The 18,620-nt window shown below is 71.4% G+C and carries 18 protein-coding genes and 3 pseudogenes; 11 read left to right on the forward strand and 10 right to left on the reverse strand.

Translation table 11 applies throughout. The annotated features are described in order from the left end of the window. Window positions 1-195: 195 nt before the first annotated feature. From pgm to AB0912_RS34460, 4 genes and pseudogenes are all read left to right on the forward strand, one after another. The gene (gene pgm, locus AB0912_RS34445; RefSeq protein ID WP_366706989.1) at window positions 196-1,836 is read left to right on the forward strand and encodes a phosphoglucomutase (alpha-D-glucose-1,6-bisphosphate-dependent); all 1,641 of its coding nucleotides are present in this window, start codon (window positions 196-198) and stop codon (window positions 1,834-1,836) included. A gap of 98 nt (window positions 1,837-1,934) precedes the next feature. After that, window positions 1,935-2,425: pseudogene (locus AB0912_RS34450) on the forward strand (DUF5990 family protein). A gap of 109 nt (window positions 2,426-2,534) precedes the next feature. Then, the gene (locus tag AB0912_RS34455; protein ID WP_366706991.1) at window positions 2,535-3,566 is read left to right on the forward strand and encodes a medium chain dehydrogenase/reductase family protein; all 1,032 of its coding nucleotides are present in this window, start codon (window positions 2,535-2,537) and stop codon (window positions 3,564-3,566) included. 125 nt (window positions 3,567-3,691) lie between these two features. Beyond that, a complete protein-coding gene (locus tag AB0912_RS34460; protein WP_366706993.1) occupies window positions 3,692-4,075 on the forward strand; it encodes a DUF2267 domain-containing protein in 384 nt (127 codons plus the stop codon). A gap of 131 nt (window positions 4,076-4,206) precedes the next feature. Here AB0912_RS34460 and AB0912_RS34465 read toward each other — a convergent pair whose 3' ends face one another. Then, window positions 4,207-4,539, reverse strand: coding sequence for a putative quinol monooxygenase (locus tag AB0912_RS34465; protein WP_366706995.1), 333 nt, complete (start codon window positions 4,537-4,539; stop codon window positions 4,207-4,209). A gap of 247 nt (window positions 4,540-4,786) precedes the next feature. Here AB0912_RS34465 and AB0912_RS34470 point away from each other — a divergent pair, with 247 nt between their 5' ends. Then, entirely contained in the window at window positions 4,787-5,521 is a 735-nt protein-coding gene (locus tag AB0912_RS34470) for a hypothetical protein (protein ID WP_366706997.1), read from the forward strand. Window positions 5,522-5,636: 115 nt separating this feature from the next. Here the strand turns inward: AB0912_RS34470 and AB0912_RS34475 are convergent, their stop codons facing one another. Continuing rightward, entirely contained in the window at window positions 5,637-6,002 is a 366-nt protein-coding gene (locus tag AB0912_RS34475; RefSeq protein ID WP_366706999.1) for a VOC family protein, read from the reverse strand. 139 nt (window positions 6,003-6,141) lie between these two features. Further along, window positions 6,142-7,350, reverse strand: coding sequence for an ABC transporter ATP-binding protein (locus AB0912_RS34480; RefSeq protein WP_366707001.1), 1,209 nt, complete (start codon window positions 7,348-7,350; stop codon window positions 6,142-6,144). 149 nt (window positions 7,351-7,499) lie between these two features. Here AB0912_RS34480 and AB0912_RS34485 point away from each other — a divergent pair, with 149 nt between their 5' ends. After that, window positions 7,500-8,039: a GNAT family N-acetyltransferase gene (locus AB0912_RS34485; protein WP_366707003.1), complete on the forward strand. Its 540-nt coding sequence runs from the start codon at window positions 7,500-7,502 to the stop codon at window positions 8,037-8,039. Between the two features lie 93 nt (window positions 8,040-8,132). On the opposite strand, the gene AB0912_RS34490 is transcribed toward AB0912_RS34485, so the two are convergent. Then, entirely contained in the window at window positions 8,133-8,609 is a 477-nt protein-coding gene (locus AB0912_RS34490) for a hypothetical protein (protein WP_366707005.1), read from the reverse strand. A 71-nt stretch (window positions 8,610-8,680) separates the two neighbouring features. On the opposite strand from AB0912_RS34490, the pseudogene AB0912_RS34495 reads away from it, so the two are divergent. Further along, a pseudogene (locus AB0912_RS34495) lies at window positions 8,681-9,414 on the forward strand (transposase). Between the two features lie 35 nt (window positions 9,415-9,449). Here AB0912_RS34495 and AB0912_RS34500 read toward each other — a convergent pair. Together AB0912_RS34500 and AB0912_RS34505 are read right to left on the reverse strand one after the other, a co-directional pair. Next, window positions 9,450-10,730 carry a site-specific integrase gene (locus AB0912_RS34500; RefSeq protein ID WP_366707007.1) on the reverse strand — a complete coding sequence of 427 codons (1,281 nt, stop codon included), beginning with the start codon at window positions 10,728-10,730 and terminating at the stop codon, window positions 9,450-9,452. Between the two features lie 93 nt (window positions 10,731-10,823). Further along, window positions 10,824-11,669: a hypothetical protein gene (locus tag AB0912_RS34505; RefSeq protein WP_366707009.1), complete on the reverse strand. Its 846-nt coding sequence runs from the start codon at window positions 11,667-11,669 to the stop codon at window positions 10,824-10,826. 878 nt (window positions 11,670-12,547) lie between these two features. Here AB0912_RS34505 and AB0912_RS34510 point away from each other — a divergent pair. Then, window positions 12,548-12,802 (forward strand): DUF6479 family protein, encoded by a 255-nt coding sequence (locus AB0912_RS34510; RefSeq protein ID WP_366707011.1) that lies wholly within the window; start codon window positions 12,548-12,550, stop codon window positions 12,800-12,802. A gap of 225 nt (window positions 12,803-13,027) precedes the next feature. Here AB0912_RS34510 and AB0912_RS34515 read toward each other — a convergent pair whose 3' ends face one another. From AB0912_RS34515 to AB0912_RS34530, 4 genes are all read right to left on the reverse strand, one after another. Beyond that, entirely contained in the window at window positions 13,028-13,822 is a 795-nt protein-coding gene (locus tag AB0912_RS34515; protein ID WP_366707013.1) for a phosphatase PAP2 family protein, read from the reverse strand. Continuing rightward, the gene (locus AB0912_RS34520; RefSeq protein ID WP_366707015.1) at window positions 13,823-14,776 is read right to left on the reverse strand and encodes a YihY/virulence factor BrkB family protein; all 954 of its coding nucleotides are present in this window, start codon (window positions 14,774-14,776) and stop codon (window positions 13,823-13,825) included. Beyond that, entirely contained in the window at window positions 14,776-16,551 is a 1,776-nt protein-coding gene (locus tag AB0912_RS34525) for a diacylglycerol kinase family protein (RefSeq protein WP_366707017.1), read from the reverse strand. Before AB0912_RS34525 ends, AB0912_RS34520 begins: the two co-directional genes overlap by 1 nt. Window positions 16,552-16,743: 192 nt before the next feature. Further along, entirely contained in the window at window positions 16,744-17,241 is a 498-nt protein-coding gene (locus tag AB0912_RS34530; protein ID WP_366707020.1) for a lamin tail domain-containing protein, read from the reverse strand. A 166-nt stretch (window positions 17,242-17,407) separates the two neighbouring features. Between AB0912_RS34530 and AB0912_RS34535 the strand changes: the two genes are divergently transcribed. The 3 genes and pseudogenes from AB0912_RS34535 to AB0912_RS34545 all read left to right on the forward strand — a co-directional run. Beyond that, a complete protein-coding gene (locus AB0912_RS34535) occupies window positions 17,408-17,713 on the forward strand; it encodes a DUF6400 family protein (protein ID WP_366707022.1) in 306 nt (101 codons plus the stop codon). After that, complete coding sequence (locus AB0912_RS34540) at window positions 17,700-17,957, forward strand: hypothetical protein (RefSeq protein WP_366707024.1); 258 nt, start codon at window positions 17,700-17,702, stop codon at window positions 17,955-17,957. The genes AB0912_RS34535 and AB0912_RS34540 overlap by 14 nt, the downstream gene beginning before the upstream one ends. Window positions 17,958-18,303: 346 nt before the next feature. After that, window positions 18,304-18,620: pseudogene (locus tag AB0912_RS34545) on the forward strand (hypothetical protein); the annotation flags it as partial.

Consider the following 18,620-nt stretch of genomic DNA (forward strand, 5'->3'; position numbering starts at 1 on the left):
CGCAGGGCCTTGAGGCCGGAGCCGACGCCGAACCAGCCGGGGACGATCTGCCGGGTCCCGGGCGCCCCGAAGCCGCGCCTGTCCGGTGCGGGCGATGCCCCGCGCCGTCGGCACGAGGGCACCGTGCCGCCGCGGACCCCGGTGGGGAAAGATGAGACCACTAGCGAAGAACCACCGATGTGGAGGTGCGGGCACATGCAGCACGAGCGAGCGGGCAAGCCGGCCAGCCCCGAGGACCTCGTCGACGTAGCCCGGTTGGTCACCGCGTACTACGCGCTCCACCCCGACCCGGCCGACCCCGGGCAGCGCGTCGCCTTCGGCACCTCGGGGCACCGCGGATCGTCACTGGCGACGGCGTTCAACGAGGACCACATCGCCGCGACCAGCCAGGCCATCTGCGAGTACCGGGACGGCCAGGGCACCGACGGGCCGCTCTTCCTGGGCATCGACAGCCACGCGCTCTCGGAGCCCGCGAAGGTCACCGCCCTGGAGGTGATCGCGGCGCACGGCGTGACGGTCCTCCTCGACAGCGAGGACGGCTACACCCCGACCCCGGCGGTGTCGCACGCGATCCTCACCCACAACCGGGGCCGCACCACCGGCCTCGCGGACGGCGTCGTGGTGACGCCCTCGCACAACCCGCCCGGCGACGGCGGCTTCAAGTACAACCCCCCGAACGGCGGCCCCGCGGGCTCCGAGGCCACCTCCTGGATCCAGGACCGCGCCAACGAACTCATCAGGGACGGCCTGAAGGACGTACGCCGGGTCACCTACACCCGGGCCCTGAGCGCTCCCGGCACCGGCCGCTACGACTTCCTCGGCAGCTATGTGGCCGACCTGCCGAACGTCGTGGACCTGGACGCGATCCGCGACGCCGGGGTCCGCATCGGCGCCGACCCGCTCGGCGGGGCCTCGGTCGCCTACTGGGGGCGGATCGCCGAGCAGCACCGGCTCGACCTGACCGTGGTCAACCCGACCACGGACCCGACCTGGCGTTTCATGACGCTGGACTGGGACGGCAAGATCCGCATGGACTGCTCGTCGCCGTACGCCATGGCCTCGCTCATCGCCCAGCGCGACCGCTACCAGATCGCCACGGGCAACGACGCCGACGCCGACCGCCACGGCATCGTCACCCCCGACGCCGGCCTGATGAACCCCAACCACTACCTCGCCGCCGCCATCGGCTACCTCTACTCCCACCGGGACCGCTGGCCGGCCGGCACGGGCATCGGCAAGACGCTGGTGTCCTCCGGAATGATCGACCGGGTCGCCGCCGACCTCGGCCGCGAGCTGATCGAGGTGCCCGTCGGGTTCAAGTGGTTCGTGGACGGACTGGTCGACGGTTCCATCGGGTTCGGCGGCGAGGAGTCGGCGGGCGCCTCCTTCCTGCGCCGCGACGGCTCGGTGTGGACCACCGACAAGGACGGGATCATCCTGGCCCTGCTCGCCTCCGAGATCACCGGCGTCACCGGCAAGACGCCCTCCGAGCACTACACCGCGCTGACCGGCCGGTTCGGCGAGCCCGCCTACGAGCGCATCGACGCCCCGGCGACCCGCGAGGAGAAGGCCCTCCTCGCCAAGCTCTCCCCGGCCCAGATCACCGCGGACACCCTCGCCGGGGAACCCGTCACCGCCGTCCTCACCGAGGCCCCGGGCAACGGCGCGCCGATCGGCGGCATCAAGGTGACCACCGAGAACGCCTGGTTCGCGGCCCGCCCCTCCGGCACCGAGGACGTCTACAAGATCTACGCCGAGTCGTTCCGCGGGACCGACCACCTCCGCCAGGTCCAGGAGGAGGCGAAGGGCGTGGTCTCGGCGGCCCTCTCCGGCTGAGCGGCGGCGCTCGCGCCGAACAGGGGGGGGCCGAGGCGACGCGGCCCGGCTCCCCGCTCGGCGCGAGCGCGCACCCCGCCCGCCCGTCCGTCGGCGGCATGATGGCTCGTATGCGTATCCGAATCGACGCCGTCGACCTGCCCGGCCGCACGTGTCCGGCCCCCGAGGGCCGTCCCGTACTGGCGTACGACAACATCCATGTGGCCGTGCAGCGCCGCGACCGCCCGGCCGAGCTGCTCGACCCCCAGCCGGGCGACGCGCCCACCGCCACCTGGAGCCTCGACTGCACGACGGCCCCCTCGCCGACCGGCATCGACGTCAAGGGCCCCTATGTGCAGGACCGGTTGGGCCACCGGTTCATCTACCTGTCGTGGGGCACCGTCGACGCGGCGGCGTCTTCAGCATGTTCCGCCGCGCCAAGCTGATGATCGACGCGATCCCCGCCGACGTCCTCGCCGCCGGCGCGCGCGACGGACTGCTCGTCGCCCGGCTGGGTCTGACCGATGAGTCCGGCCACCCGCGCTGCGCCCGGGTCGTGCCGCCCCAGATCACCTGGACGGCGGAACGGGCCGGGTATCCGATCACCTAAAGCGTTCGTTAGAGCCTCTTACGAAGGCTCTTGACCCTCACGCCATTCAGTTATAGCCTCTAACTAATGCGAAGGATTTTAACGAGCGCGGAACTCAGTGGAGGTCGCCATGAACCCCGAAGCGTGCGTCGAGGTCGTTCTGCCGGGCAAGGTGGAGCCGGAGGGTCTGCGGCTCTGGCGCGGTGCCGTCCCCGTCGCGGGCCGGGGCGAGGTCGTGGTCCGGATGGAGGCGACCGGCGTGTCCTTCGCCGAGCAGCAGATGCGCCGCGGCCGGTACTACGACCAGCCGCCCTTTCCCTTCGTCCCCGGTTACGACATGGTCGGCACCGTCCTGTCGACCGGCGAGGGCGTCGACCCCGCCCTCACCGGCACCCGGGTGGCCGCACTCCTGAAGGTCGGCGGCTGGGCCACCCACGTACGCGTCGAGGCGGCGGACGTCGTGCCCGTGCCCGACGGGATCGCGGCGGCGGAGGCGGAGACCGTGGTCGTCAACGGCATCACCGCCTGGCAGATGCTGCACCGCAAGGCGCGCGTCCGCGCCGGGCAGACCGTCCTGGTGCACGGCGCCAACGGCGGAGTCGGCTCCGTCCTCGTCCAACTGGCCCAGGCGGCGGGCGTACGGGTGATCGGCACGGCCTCCGCGCGCCACCACGACGCGCTCAGGGAGCGCGGCGTCACCCCCGTCGACTACCGCGGCGGCGACGTGCCGGCCCGTGTCCGGGAGCTGGCCCCCGCCGGGGTCGACGCCGTCTTCGATCATGTCGGGGGCCGCGGTGTCGCCGACTCCTGGCACCTGCTCGCGCCCGGCGGCACCCTCGTCGCCTACGGCAGCGCCTCCACCCGCGACGACACCGGCTCCAAGCAGTGGCCCGTCCTCAAACTGCTCGTCCGGGTGACGCTGTGGAACGCCCTGCCCAACGGACGGCACGCCTACTTCTTCAACGTCTGGGGTGGCCGCGCCCTGTCGAAGAACCGGTTCCGGGCCCGGCTGCGCGCCGACCTGACCCAGGTCTTCGGCGCACTCCGGCGCGGCGAGGTCACACCACGGATCGCCGCCCAACTGCCCCTGGCCGACGCGGCCGAGGCCCTGCGGCTCGCCGAGTCCGGCACCGTCGCCGGCAAGGTCGTCCTCACCCCGTAGGCCCGCACCGCCCGCGTCGGGGCGACGTGCCCGCGCGCGGGCCCGACGGTCGCGTGGCAGGGTGGAACCAAGGGCCCCCATACGCCGAGCTGCCGGACCACCGGCGCGGAAAAAGGAGACAGCGCGTGGAGGAGAGGGAATTCGTCCAAGCGGTGTCGGAGCGCACCGGACTGTCCCGGCAGGAGTCGGCCGATCTGACGCGCGCCACGCTGGAGACGCTCGCCCACCGCCTGAGCGGAGGTGAGGACCGGGCCCTGGCGCTGGAACTGCCGGAAGGCCTCGCGGAGTCCGTCCGCCGGGGTGCCACCTCGGCGATCGAGGCCTTCGGCTACGACGAGACGGTACGGCGGGTCGCCGAGCGCAACATGCTCAAGAGGAGCGAGGCCGACAGCGGGGTCCGCGCCGTCCTCGTGACCCTCCGCGACGCGATCAGCGAGAGGGAGTTCGGGAACCTGATGTCGCAGCTCGGGTCCGACTTCTCCCAGCCCGTCGAGGACTTCGCCGGCTGACGGTACCTGGCACCCGGCACCTCGACGGCCCACCGCTCCGTCTTCGTCAGACGGCGCGGTGCGTCCCGGCCGACGCGGGGGCCGTCGCGGTGAACCCGAGCTGCTCGTACTGGAACCGACCCGTCCGACGGCTACTGATCGCCCTCGACGGCCATCTCCCCGAGGAGCGACCAGTCGTCCTGGGGGAGCTTCATGTTCACGATGCGCGGTGTCGCCGACAGGTGAGGCGGAAGCGTCTGCTGGGCCGCCTTGAAGTGGGACGACTGGACGTGTGCCGCCCCGGCGTCGTCGTCCCGGAACGCCTCGACCAGGACGTACTCGGTCGGGTCCTCGACGCTGCGGGACCAGTCGAAGGACAGACAGCCCGGCTCGGCGCGGGTGGCCGCGGTGAAGTCGGCGGTGATCTCCGGCCAGCGGTCCGCGTACTCGGGACGGACGCTGAACTTGGCGGTGATGAAGATCATGGGGCACTCCTTGGTTCGGCTCGACCGGCTCGACCGGCTCGACCGGCTCGTTCGGTTCGATTGGCTCGTTCGGTTGGTTCGTGACGGGTCATTTTGCTCCGTCGGCGGTCCCGGAACACCATGGGGCCATGGGCCGACAGGGGGAAGCCCGTCGCGTAAGGCCCCGTGACGGATAGCCCGAGACGTGCGAGCGGCGAGGCGGCGAAATCGAGTGCGGGGACGGCCGGCGCCGGGTGACACTGCACGCGTGTACGTCCACCGGTCCACGCCCCCGTCCCGCTACGGCAGCCTCCGCGTCGAGCGGCACGACCTCACGCCCGCCGCCTGGCTGGAGCAACGGCCGCACGGGACCGGCGCGTTCGGCACGGTGGCCGGGGTGAGCGCACCCGGCTTCGAGGCGTACGCGCGGATCCTCCACCCCGCCCGTCTCGGCACCGAACCGGTGCGCTGGGACCGCGTGGCCCCCGTGTACGGCAGGTCGGTGGACGCGGCGACGTCCTGGCACACGCTGATCGGCGTACCGGACGAGGACCGTCTCGTCCACCGCAACGACGACACGCCGGCTGTCCCCGGCCTCTGGGACGAGCACCCGCAGGAAGGTCCCGTCCCGGCGGACGTGGCCCGGCTGCTCGCGGACGTGCTCGCCCGGCACACCGGCACGCCCGAGCGCTGCTGGTACGGACTGTGGGAGGGGTACGGCCACTACGACTGGGACGGCGTCCCCGTCTTCCACACCCCCGGCCGCGACGAGATCCTGCTCTCCGGCACCCTCGCGAACGCCGACTCGCCACAGCGCGGGTCGGACGACGGGGTGCCCGAGATCCCCGACCTGTGGTGGCCGGATGACCGGGCCTGGTGCGTGGGCGGTGACGTGGACCTGGAGAGCACCTACGTCGGCGGCACCGCGGCCTGCGTGGCGGACCTCCTCGCGACTCCGGCCCTGGAGGCCCACGCGGTCGCGGAGTCGGCGTCCCTCCACTGAACCCGGCCCGATCCGACCTGACCCGCCTGGGCCGGGACCGACCGGACTCGGCCCAGCTCTGCCCCGCGAACAGCCTTGCCACCGCGTGGAGTTCACGCGCGCGTGGCCTCCGAGGTCAGTCACGCCCGAGCGCCGTGCGGACGCACACCCTGTTTCCCTCCGGGTCGGCCGGCACGGTGTACGACGGGGGGCCGGAGTCGTCGACCACGGTGCCCCCGGCGGCGACGGCGGCGACGGCGGCCCGGATGCGGGGTGGTGCCGCCTCCGGAGCCGGCCACAGGTCCATGTGCCGGCGCTGACGCGGTGTTTCGTGCGGGCCGGTGCCCTGGAACCACACGGCGGGGACGCGGTGGGTCGGATCGACCACCGAGTCGTGGACGGTGTTCTCGGCGTCCCCGGTGAGCAGCGCGGCAAAGCGGCCCCCGCGACGGGATCCCCGGTGCGATAGCGCGCGGCGAGCGGCTGAGCCAACTTCCGCCACTCGGTCAGGGAGCCGGCGGTCGCCGCGGGAATCTCACTGTTGCCGATCCTGTCCATGACCCCATTGTTTTGGGCGCGATCGCCGGGAAGGGGAGGGCGGAGCCGCGTGGGGGCGCGGCTCCGCCTGGGTCTTGAGGGGATCAGCGGTCCTGGGCCAGGGCGTACAGCTCGCCCAGGAGGCTCCCCTCGGTGGTGACGAGGGCTTCGAAGGTGCCCTCTTCGCGGATGCGGCCGTGGTCGAGGACGATGACGCGGTCGGCCATCCTGACGTTGTCCAGGCGGTGCGTGACGACCACCGTGATCCGGTCGGGAGCCATTTCCCGGAGCTTGCGGATGATCAGGTGCTCGCCCCGGGCGTCCATCTCGCTGGTCGGCTCGTCCAGGACGAGCACGGCCGGCTCTCGGTACATCGCCCGCGCGCAGGCCAGACGTTGCCACTGCCCGCCGGACAGTTCGTGCCCGCCCCACACCGACCTGGCGAGCAGGGTGTCGAGCTGGTCGGGGAGGCCTTGAAGAACCTCGGCCATCCCGACACGGTCCGCTGCGTCCCAGACGCGGTCGTCGGTGTGCTCGCGGGGCTGGCCGAGGGTGATGTTCTCGCGGGCGCGCAACGGCCAGTGTCCGTTCTTCTGGGGGACGAGGCCGACATGGCGCCAGGCCGACTCGGCGTCGGTGGTGGCGAGGTCGGTGTCGTCCCAGTGGACGGATCCGCCGGTCGGCACGGTCAGACCGGTGAGCATGCGGATCAGGGTCGATTTCCCGGCGCCGTTCTCGCCGACGAGGGCGACGACCTCGCCGCGGTTGAGGGTCAGGGTGATCGGGTGGAGGGCGGGTTCGTCCTTGTTCGGGTAGGTGAACTCGGCCTCGCGCAGGCGGATCTGGCGCGGCGCGGTGGCCTGGGTGGTGCCACGGCTGGTGGTCGTCGAGCGGACTTCGTCGATGAAGGTGTAGTAGTCGCTGAGGTAGAGACCGTGGTGGAACATCACCGCGCCGTACCGCACGATCGAGTTGAGGGCGCGCCCCGCGGTCTGCGAGGCGACGATGGCCGTGCCGGCGATGGCGGTGGACATGGCCCCGGACAGGGCGAGCGCGGCGAGCGAGGCCCACATGCCGAGCGTGAACAGCCCGGCGAGGGATGCCGCGAGGAGCCTCACGAGGAGATAGGGGCGGGCCCCCTCCAGTTCGCGTCCTTCGACCCGGTCGCACATCGTCCGGTACCAGGTGTGCAGGTAGGGACGCATGGTGTTGGCGCGCAGTTCGTCGGCCAGCTCGGGGGTGGTGAGCCATTTTCCGAACTTGGAAGTCGCACACGCTCCGAGCTCTCCAAGCGTGGAAAGAGTGCTGGTCACGGAAGCTCCTCTCACGGAAACGGCTCCGCCAGCGCGCTGGCCGTGGTTGGTGTAAGGGCCGACCCGTTGGTGATGGTGGGGCCTGGGCCGGTGGCTTGATCGGTCTGCGAGTCTTGATCGTTGCCGAGCCTGCTGATTGGCTAGCTGGCATGACTGAGCTCGGACCCGTCGCCTGGCCACCTGCCTCGATCAAGACCGAGAGGCTCGTGCTCCGTGAGCCCGAGGCCCGGGACCGTGCGGCGTTCATCGAGTTGCACGCCTCGCCGGAGGTGCACACCTACCTCGGCGGCCCCCGGCCGCGTGACGATCTTGAGCGCGAGATGCCTGAGGTCCCCGGGCGGCGGCCCGGGAGTTTCGTCGTCGAGCTCGACGGGGCGATGATCGGCCAGATCCAGCTCAGGAGGGAACCGGAGCACCATCGTCCAGCTGCGGCCGGGAAGGTCGATCTCGGCTACCTGTTCCTGCCGCAGGCGTGGGGATTTGGTTATGCCGCCGAGGCGTGCGCGGCGGCACTCGACTGGTTCGACAGCGTCCTTCCCGGCGAGCCGGTGGTGCTCGTCACCCAGACCGCAAACGTCGCCTCGATGCGCCTCGCGGCAAAGCTGGGGTTCACCGAGGTAGAGCGGTTCCATGCCTGGGACGCCAAGCAATGGCTCGGCATGCGGTCCCCGGTCACGCCGTCCGATTGACGAAGCCACGGGCTCAGGCTCGTGCAGCAATCTCGCCGAACGAGGGCATTCCTAAGGGTTGTCCCGTAAAAGATCTTCGAGGTCGGCCATGCGCTACCCCATGACCGTGCGGGCCGCGTCTAGAAACGCCAGCCGGTTGTCCTCCAAGTAATCCCGCACGCTCTCGCCGTCGGGCAAGCCTTCCCAAACCGTCCGGTTGAGGTCGAGGAAGTACGCGCGTGCCGCGTCGTGCACGGGCAGGGGGAACTGGATACGGATGAGCCGCTCCGCAACCCACAGCCTGTTCATGACGTCCCGGGTCGTGAGGAACCAAGCGTCGGTGTCCTCCCACTCGGAAGGCCGACTGAGAGCGGAGCGTTCGGCCTCGGCCCCCACCTCGATGAACCGCTCCAGCAGGGCCAGCCGTTCCCCTCGCCGGGCCTCCGACAAGGCGATCTGCTGCCGTTGTTGTTCAGCGCGTTCCGCCGAGAGTTGAGTCCTGTGCTGGACGAGGTAGGACAACGAGCCGCCGAGGACAACGCCGCCCAGCGATATGAGTGACACCCAGACCTGACCTGACATGACGGTCATCGTCCCATGCCGTCGATCTTTGAGACGATCTCGCTGTGGCTGGTGTGATCACGGCGTCCGAGCCGTCCTGAATAGCCCCGTTCACCGGGCTGAGCCCGCGTCAGTTCGACAAGCTGATCACCGAGCTACGGCGCGAGGGCACGGATCCGGTCCGCAGGGGTCGGCCGTGGAGCCTGCCCCTGGAGGACCGGATTCTGCTGGTTGCCGCATACTGGCGCACGAACCTGACTCTGCGGCAGCTCGCTCCGCTGTTCGGCATCTCGAAGTCCGCAGCCGACCGCCTCATCGACCACCTCGGGCCACCGCTCGCGCTCCAGCCGCGCAGACGGTTCCGCAAGGACGCCGTGCTGATTGTGGACGGAACCCTGGTGCCCACCCGTGACCACACAGTCGCCGAGCAGTCGAAGAACTACAGGTACTCGACCAACCACCAGGTCGTCATCGATGCCGACACCCGGCTCGTCGTCGCGGTTGGCCGGCCCTTGCCCGGCAACCGCAACGACTGCAAGGCGTGGGAGCTGTCCGGCGCGAAGGACGCCGTCGGTCGCACCACGGTCATCGCGGACGGCGGCTACCGGGTACCGGCCTGGTCATCCCGCACCGCCGCGAGCGCGGCCAGGCCGAACTCCCGGACTGGAAAGAGGAACACAACGCCTCCCACCACAAGGTCCGCGCCCGCGTGGAGCACGTCTTCGCCCGAATGAAGAGCTGGAAGATCCTCCGCGACTGCCGCCTGAAAAGTGACGGCGTTCACCACGCCATGCTCGGCATCGCCCGCCTGCACAACCTCGCCCTGGCCGGGTAACGGAGAGACGGGCTGATCAACCAGCACACCGTAGATCATTTACGGGACAGCCCTTGGGTAGACCGACTGTCTGGTCCTTGCCGTTTGTGCGTCCACCTGAGCGAGTTTGTCGTTGGCTCCTTCAAGGGTGGTCCCATGGCCCTTGACGTCACCGAGCCAACCTTCTCGTTCGGCCTCGGCGATGCGGTCGACGCAGTTGTCCCTGATCTCGACCAAGCGCCATCGCTGGCGAGGATCAGGTCGGAGCATCTGACAGCGGATGCAGGCGTGCTCGTCAATGCATGACGTTCCGTAGGCTCGCCCGCAGGTGCCAATCGAGACCTTGCGGAGCTCGAAGTGCCCCAGGAACTCGTTGCACTCCGCATCGGTCGGCCTGCGCTACTCCTCGCTGGGGCGGGTCGACCGCCGCCGCGCGACGAACGCGCGGTGGGCCTCGATGGCCTCCATGGGTAGATCGCCTTGTAGCGCATGGTCGTTGAGATGTCGTCGTGTCCGGCGATGACCTGCGCGATGTGAGGTGGCAGGCCGTTCATGATGGCGTCGGTGATGAAGATCCTTCGGAAGTCGTGCGGCTGGTAGTCGAGCGGCTGACCTGTGTTGTCGGTCAGGCCGGCGAAGTCGAGGGTCTCGTTGAGGGCCCGGCGGATCGTCGTCTCGGAGATCGGCCTGTTCTGGCCGCCCGTGCGCCACTGGAACAACAGCGGCATGGGCGGGTTCCAGTCCTTCTCGCCGACGTTGTAGGAGCGAACCAGCGGGACGGTCCCGGAGGCGTCACGGACTCGGCAGATGATGGCGCCGAGCACGTCGGCGAGTTCGGGACTGACCAGCAGGAGTCGTTCCTGGTCGGTCTTCGAGGGTGCGATCTGCAGGAGCGGAACGACCTCCCCGGTGGTGGGAAGTGTGTACTGGGTGATGCTGTGGTGGCTGACCTCCAGCATCTCCTCGATGCGGACGCCGGTGTGGCGCAGGAACTCCACCGTCGCCCAGGCCCAGAAGGCCCGGTTCTCGGCATATCCGAACGTGCATCGCCGCCCGTCCTCGCCTAAGACGGTGTTGGCGGCGATTCCGTCTGCCCAGCGGGGGTGCCGGATTCGGGTGTAGTTCTTGCCTAAGACCGAGAAGGTGGCGCCGGGGGCGGCCGCGAGAGCCGCCTCATTTCGCGTGCGGGCCTCCTTGAGCTGCCGGTCCGCGGCCTCAACGAGGGCGGGCAGGGCGGGCAGCCGTTCCCGGGTGCGCTGGCCGACTTCGCCTTCTGCCGCCGGGCGTGCTTCTTGTAGTTCAGCTCGGCTTCCTTGACGGGGCTGGGTGCCACCCAAGGTGCCCAGCGGCCCGGCTCCTCGACGGCCCACTGGGAGATGCCGAGGTAGAAGGCCCGGAGTCGCAGGGAGTCGATCCCTGGGTGGTGGCGTTCAAGGTCGGCCCAGGACAGCTGGGCGAGGTTGCGCGACAGCCCTTCCAACGACGTGTAGTCCAGAGCAGGTTGGCGCTCGGTGGGGTAGTCGACGATCAGGTCGCGGACCGGGCGGCACTGCAGCTGGTAGCGGTCCACCAGTTCCTCGACGCTGACCTGCCCGGCCCGCCGCGATGACCCCGCCCAGGCCCCGGGGAATGACCGACAGGAGCAGCACGCCGAGGAGGAGCGGGTGCAGCGAGGTCAGGACGGTCGCGGCGGATACCAGTTGGACGAAGCCGTTGGTGAGCGTCTTGGCGTCGTCGGCCAGGTCGACGGCGCGCAGGGCCCCGATCTCCGCCGCTTGGCTTCGGTCGGTGAACCCTTCGGTGTCGTAGGCGGACAGTTCGGCGCGCATGTGGAGGTCGACCAGGGTGAGGTCGGCGGCGGAGGCGATTTTCGGGTTCAGCCGTCGGGTGGCCCAGTCCGCCAGGATCCACATTCCGGCGCCGAGCGCCATCGCGAGGACCGCGACGATCAGCGCCGGCCACGCCTCCGCCAGCCCGGCGCGCGCGTCCGAGGTGGCGAGGTGGGGCAGCGCCTTGGAGACCGCGGTGAGCATCACGGCGGTGCCGAGGCCGGACAGGAGCTGGCACAGCAGGATCGTGATCGTCATGCGCCGGTCGACCGACCAGGCCAGCCGGGCGGATTGAGTGAGCGCCATCGGGATGCGGCGGGCCATGTCCCACAGGGTCGCGTCGTCCATGGCCCGGCGGTGCTTGCGCCCGTTGTAGTCCAGCTCGGGCGGAGGCGAGGGCTGCGGATCCCCCGAGCGCGCGGCCGGAACGGTCTTCGTGTCGCTCATGCCCCCCACCTCGGTGACGGGCGTGACGCGGAGGCGAACGGGGCGCGCCGGGCGTCCGCCGGGCGGCGGAGCGCCATGGACCCGACGGGCCGAGCCGGGGCATGTTCGAACGCCGGATGGGCGGCGGGCAGAAGACGAACGGGATTCACGGATTTCTCCTCAGCAGGGATCGGATCGAGCACCCCGGACAACGCTGCTGATCACGGCGCCGATACGGGGTGGACAGGGCGACGGATCGACCACAGGTTCGAGAACGGGCGAGTCGGGCAAGTGCGGTCGGCGTGCCGGCCCGTTCGATTCACTCGTCAAGGCGACAAGACGGCGCCGTGCCCCGAGCCGTGACCCGAGCGGGGGATTGCGTGGGGGAGTCGAGAGCACCGGTCTCCTCGGCGGGGGGTGGACGAAGGCCGCGGACGGAACCTTCGGGCACCCCACTGACAATCCCGGGGGTGTGCTACCGGAATCCGGACAGTCCGACCGGCCTTTCCGGGGCCGGCCGGAGAACCTCGGCCGGCCGGATGGCCTGGGACGGAGCCGGGAGAAAGGATTCTCGAACCGGGCGTCCCGTTCCCGTGGTTGAGCGGATGCCGAGATGGCTTGAACTGCCCGGCCACCGGTTCCGGACCGGGCGGATTCCGAGATGCTGGACCGCGGGGGACGGGCCGGCGGCTACGGTCGGAGGCCTCGGTTCCGCCGCGCCGGGAACGGCCGACGAGCCGCCCGCCGCCCCTGCGCCGGGCCTCTGGGACCGTGCGTCAGCCCCGGCATGACGAGCGGCGTGGGTGTCCGGCCCCCTCCGGCAGGCCGCCGCGTCGGCCAGACGGGTGCCGCGACCTCCCCGCGTGATGATTCCCGGCCTACGGGGGTACCCGGACCGCATGATCAATGCAGCAGAGACCTCATTGGCCGCGTCCTCCACCGGCTCCCTGTGGCTGATCGTGGCGGGAGTCGTGATCGTCGCGGGGCTCCTGGCCGCGTTCTTCGTCGGCAGCCGGCGCTCCGCCCGGCGCCGTATCTCCACCTCCGTACAGGACCCCTCCCGGGTGCCGCACGGCACCGCCGATCCCGCGCAGCGCGGCGACGGCTGGCAGACCCCCGACGACGACCCCGACCAGGGGAACCCCCACCGCTGAACCGCGGACCGGCCGAGGGGACGAGGAGTGGGGGAGGTCGCGAGCCGGCGACCTCCCCCACTCCGTCGTGCGTTCCAGCGCAGCCGCGCCTCCGCCTCCGCTGTGCCTTGGGGGGCTCAGGGGCAGCCGCGCCTCCCCCCGGGTGCTCAGGGGCAGTGCGCCTCCCCCCCACAGCCCCCGGTGTCCCAGCAGCCGCGCCAAGACACCCCCGCTGCCCCCCTCGCTCTAGCGCTGCCCCCTCGCCCCCGCCTCCTCCTCCGGCCGTTCATGCGTCAGCTCCGGCTCCAGGCCGCCGCCCACGTCCGCGTGGCCGCGGCCCGTGTCGGAGCGCCAGGCTTCGAAGGCCCAGGCGGTCAGCGCGACCACGGCGAGGCCGAGAAGCCAGCCGCCCACCACGTCGCTGAACCAGTGCACGCCTAGGGCGACCCGGGTGAAGCCGACCCCCACCACCGACAGCCCGGCGGCGCACCAGCAGACCGGCCGCCAGGCGCGCGGCACCATCGGCAGCAGGACCAGCAGCAGGATGGCGAACGAGGTGGTGGCGGTCATCGCGTGGCCCGACGGGAAGGAGAACCCCGGGGCGTGGGCCACCGGATCCTCCAGGGAGGGGCGCGCCCGCTCCACGATCGTCTTGACGAGCAGCCCGATGACCCCGCCGGCCACGGCCGTCACGGCGGACCAGGCGGCCAGCCGCCACGCCCGCCGGTACAGCAGCCACGCGGTCAGCACACCGACGGCCAGGCGCAGGGTCGTGGGGTCCCAGACCCAGTCGGACAGGAACCGCAGGGTGCTGGTCCACGCGGGGTGGTCCAGGGCGGTGGCGTGCAGCGAGTGCGCCGCGTCCGAGTCGAGCCGGCGCAGCGGCTGCCAGCGGCCCTCGACGAGGACGAGGAGCAGCCCGAAGGGCACGGCGGCGACGGCGGCGACGGTGGCCGCGCCGAGAAGCCGGGCACCGAACTTGCGGTCGGCTTCCCGGCGGCGGCGCTCTCGGAGGGTGCGGACGGCGACACGCACGGGCATTCAGACTCCCGGGTCGGGTTGGATCGGACCGGGGCGCCGGGCCCGCGATGCCTCCAGTTGTGCGGCGAAGGACAGTCCGAGGAACAGGGCGATGGACGTCAGGTAGGCCCACAGCACCAGCGACATGAAGGCGCTGAGCGGCCCGTAGACGGTGTCGAAGGACCCGCTGATGTCCAGGTACAGGCTGAGTACCCAGGTGAGTGCGGTCCACAGCACCAGATACACCGCGGCGCCGAACGCCAGCCAGGTGTAGCCGGGCTGCTGGCGGCGCGGCGAGCGGCGGAAGATCGCGCTCGCCGAGATGAGGGCGAGGAGCAGCCCGAGCGGCCAGCGGATGATCTCCCAGGCGGTCTTGGCGCCGCCGTCGAGGTGGTAGACCACCACCACGGAGGACGCCAGGTCGCCGCCGGCCACCATGATGATGAACCCGAGGCCGAGCGGGATTCCGGCGCTCAGCGACATGACGAGCCCGCGCAGATACTTCTGGACGAAGACCCGGTCGCGTTCGTTGCCGTAGATCCGGTTGGCGCCGCGCTCTATCTGGCACATCGCGGTGGTGACGTTGACCAGGGAGAACACCAGGCCGAACCAGAGGGCGACCGCCGCGCCGTCGCCCGCCTTGTGCCGGCTGCGCTGGAGCGCGTCGTCGACGACCTCGGCGCTGGGCCCGGCGGCGAGCCGGTGGATGGTCAGTTCGGCCACCCGGCCGATGTTCTCGGTGTGCAGGGAGGTGGAGAGTCCGACGAAGGCGATGGCGAGCGGGATCACGGCCAGCACCGTCTGGAGGGCGAGCGCCCGGGAATGGCTGAACCCGTCGGCGTAGCGGAACCGGATGAACGAGTCGCGCAGCAGCGCCCAGCCGCCGTAGCGGCGCAGGGATGCCAGCGCCTCGTCGGCGGACAGCTCCTCACCGGTCATGTCCCGGGTCTCCGGGACCTTGGTGGCCGTACCCATCACTTCTCCCGGGACGGCAGCAGAACGGTCAGCGCGCCCGGCTGGACCTCGGCGCTGAGCCGCAGCCCGGGTCCCACCGGGTCGCCGTCGAGTTCCCGCGACTGTGGGGTGTCGAACGTGATGTCGGCGCGCTTGAACGTGAAGAACTCGACCGGCACCCCCTTCTTGGCGTCGTCCCCGGCCGGGAGGGTCCGCACCGTCGCGGGCCCGGACGGGGCGGCGGGGCGGCGCATCAGGGTGCGTACGGCGCGCAGCCAGCCGCCGGGCCCGCGCGGATCGAGGACGAGCAGGTCGAGCAGCCCGTCGTCGGGCCGGGCGTCCGGGAGCAGCGTCATCCCGCCCTGCACCGTCCCGACGTTGCCGACGAGCACCATCCGGGCCGTACGGCGGAAGGGGGGCGCGTCGTCGAGCCGTACCGTCAGACGCATCCGGGGGGTGCGCAGCGTGCCGAACCCGGCCAGGACGTAGGCCGGCCAGCCCAGGCGGGCCTTGGCGCGCGGATCGGTGTGTTCCATCATCGCGGCGTCAAGACCCGCGCCGGCCATGGCGGCGAAGCGGGTGGCGGGCAGTTCGTCGCCCTCGATACTGGCCAGGTCGAGGCGGTGCGGGCGGCCGTTCAGCGCCGCCTCCAGGGCCGCGGTGGGGGAGAGCGGCAGGCCGAGGTTGCGGGCCAGCAGGTTGCCCGTGCCGCAGGGCACCACGGCCAGCGGGACCTCGCTGTCGGCCATCGCGTCGGCGACCGCGCGGACGGTTCCGTCGCCACCGCAGACCACGACGACGGTCGCGCCGTCGCGGAGCGCCCGGGTGGCCTGTCCGGCGCCCGGGTCATCGGCGGTGGTCTCCAGGAACACGGGCTCGTGGTGCCCATGGCGTTCCAGCGTCTCGCGCAGCTCCTCGCGGGCGGCGGCGTCGGTCACCGTGGGGTTGAGGATCACCGCGGTCGTGCCGGCCGGACGCTCGTCGTCGCCGTCGTCGCCGTCGTCGCCGTCGTCGCCGGTGCGCGCGGCCGGGACCGCGGCCGTGGAGGGAGCCGCCACGACCGACTTGTCGACGAGCAGGGCGCGGCCGACGATCAGCAGCGAGAGACCGCCGTTGGCCATCCCGCCCAGCACGTCGGTGGGGTGGTGCATGCCCCGGTAGAGGCGGGCGACGGCGACGATCAGCGGCAGGAGCAGCAGCAGTCCGCCCACGATCCTGCGCCACGGCCCCCGCATGCGGGACAGCACGAGCACGGCGAGCCCCGCGTACAGCGCGGTCGCCGCGCCGGTGTGGCCGGAGGTGTAGCTGGAGGTCGGCGGCGACGCGTCGAGCCGGTCCACCTCCGGGCGGTGTCGGTCCACCGACAGCGTGATCACCAGGAAGACCAGCGACTGGAGCGAGACGGCGACGGCGAGGAAGACGGCCTGACGCCACATCGGCAGCCGCGGTATCACGAGCAGACCGAGGCAGGCCAGCAGGGTGATGATGATGACCGTGAGGGTGTTGCCCGCCTCCGAGGCGATGAACGTGAGGGTGTTGAAGGCGCCCGTACGGACGTCCTCGAAGCCCTCGTTCACGTTGTCCTCGACCGTCAGCGGCCACAGGCCCTTGGCGGGACCGGTGATGAGCAGTCCGATCCCGACCATCAGGGCCGCCTGGCAGACCGTCAGCACCGCGATCCGCGCGGCGGTCCTGCCGGTGCCCCGGGGCAGCGTGAGCGACCGGGCGGAGCCGGTGCCCTCCGTTGGTCGGGCGCCGGTGGCTCCGGCGGATCTGTCCGGCACGGTCGTAGGCATCAAGGGCTCCCAGGGTCAGCGCTGTGCGGCTGGCTTCACTCCCGGGCGGCGCTTCCCCCGGGGGTCCACCGCCGTTTGCCCCGGAACCCCTGGAACAGGCCTGTCACGGCCGGGAAATACGCCAAACCGCTGATTTCGTCCGCGGAGTCCGGGCCCGTGGACGGGCGGGCCCGGACTCCGGCGGACGCCGGCTCAGCCGTGGAAGGTTATGTAGCCGTTGCCGTCCCGGTCGTTGGCCGACTTGCTGTACGGGTGCACGTCGGCGCGCGCGCCGCCCGGCTTGTACAGGTAGACGGTGTCCTTGTCGTTGTTCCAGAGGAAGTTGCAGTTCTGGCGGTAGACGACGTTGCGCGCGTCCGAGTCGGTGCCGTGTCCGCCGCGGAGCTTGATGTAGTCGCCGGGCTCCAGGTAGTGGTTCGACGGGAACGTGAAGCGGGTGCCCGCCGCGTCCTTGACGACGTAGCCCTTCAGGTTCACGGTCGCGCTCGACGAGTAGTTCTTGATCGTCAGATACTCGTCGCGGGTGTTGCCGCTGGAGCAGCTGTTGGAGTCCCGGCCCGGCGCGTCGTACTGCACGCCCTTGACCTTCAGCGCGGACGAGTACTCGGTAGCCTGGGCCGGGGCGGCGGCGACGGCCGCGAATATTCCGGCGGTGGCGGCCGTGACTGCCAGGGCAGCACGAAGACGCATGAGGTTCCCCCCTCAACGGTGCGGATGAAGCTCCAGGAGCATACCGAGCGTGTGATCGACAGGTGACAGGTATGTGTGGGATGAGTAAAGGGGAGCCCCTGACCTGCTGTGACTTCCCCCACCTCCCCTTGTCCGCGTAAGGAAGGCATACCTAAGTTTGTCTCCCATGGACCCCCATACCTCCCCCACACCCCACGAACCCGGCGCCATACCCCCGGGCCACACCGGACCGCCGGAGACCCCTGGACTGGTGGACTTCACCGTCGACCTCACCGCGCACGAGGTGCTGCGGCAGGCGCGGGTGCTCGCCGCGCTCGGTCCCGACTGGGACCCGGTCGAGGCACTGCGCGGCGAGGAGGCCGCCCGCGCCCTCCTCTACTCCGGGCTCGACGACGAGCAGCGGCGCGTGTACGACGACCTGGTGGCGGCCGGCGTGCTGCCGCGGCGCGGAGACGGCAGTGCTGCCGCTTGACCCGCAGGCGGACATCGGGCGCCGGGCCTGGGTGGCCTGCCCGAACTGCGCCGACCACCGTGGCTGTGAGCCGTGCGAGCGGCGCAGGTCGTGCTCCGACCACTGGCGGTACCTGCTCTCCAGCACCGGAAGCCTGCTCCATCTGCAGTGCCCGTCCTGCACCCACGTCTGGGCGCACGAGACCGGCTTCGGGGCGCCCCGGACCTGGCGGGACCGGCTCAGGGGCGGCGGCCCGAAGCGCTGACGGCGCCCTCCGGGCCGGGGACATCCTCCGCGCCCCCAGCGGGTCGAACGGCTCCGCCGGGACGCTGTGGGAAGATCGCACCCCCGCACGACAGAGGTTCCGGGCGCGCACGTCGTCGTTCGCATATTCGAGGACGTTCGCTGCCCACCGGTGGATGACGGACCGGCCCGCGCGGGTAAAGAACCTGTGCGCGCCTGCGCGAACCCCCACTGCCGAAGGACTGCCGGTCTTGGACCTCCCACACTCCGAAAGCCCTGCCGCACGACGTCCGGGACGGACATGGACCGTCCGCATCTCCGGCCACAGTGACCGCACGGCCTCCGTCACCTGTTCCTCCCCCTGCGCGATGCCGCCGCGCTCCCGCGACCTCACCGCCCTGCGCCGCTTCGCCGAGGCCCACGTCGGCGCGCACGCGCGGGCCGCGACCGTCCATCCCGACGCCGCCTGCGCCTGCCGGCAGGCCCAGTGCGCCTCCCACGAGGACAGCCAGGTGCACTGCGCGGGCAGCGTGCTGCTCGTCCTGCGGCACGACCCGGCGGTCGGCCAGGTGTGGACCCTGATGGAGGTCTGCGCCGCCTGCGCCCCCCTGATGACCCACACCCGTGTCCTCGGCCGGGCCGTCCCCCGCACCCGCACCCCCGTCGCGCCGGCCGCCCCGGCACC

The sequence above is a fragment of the Streptomyces sp. NPDC007084 genome, assembly GCF_040703595.1.
Lineage (GTDB): Bacteria > Actinomycetota > Actinomycetes > Streptomycetales > Streptomycetaceae > Streptomyces.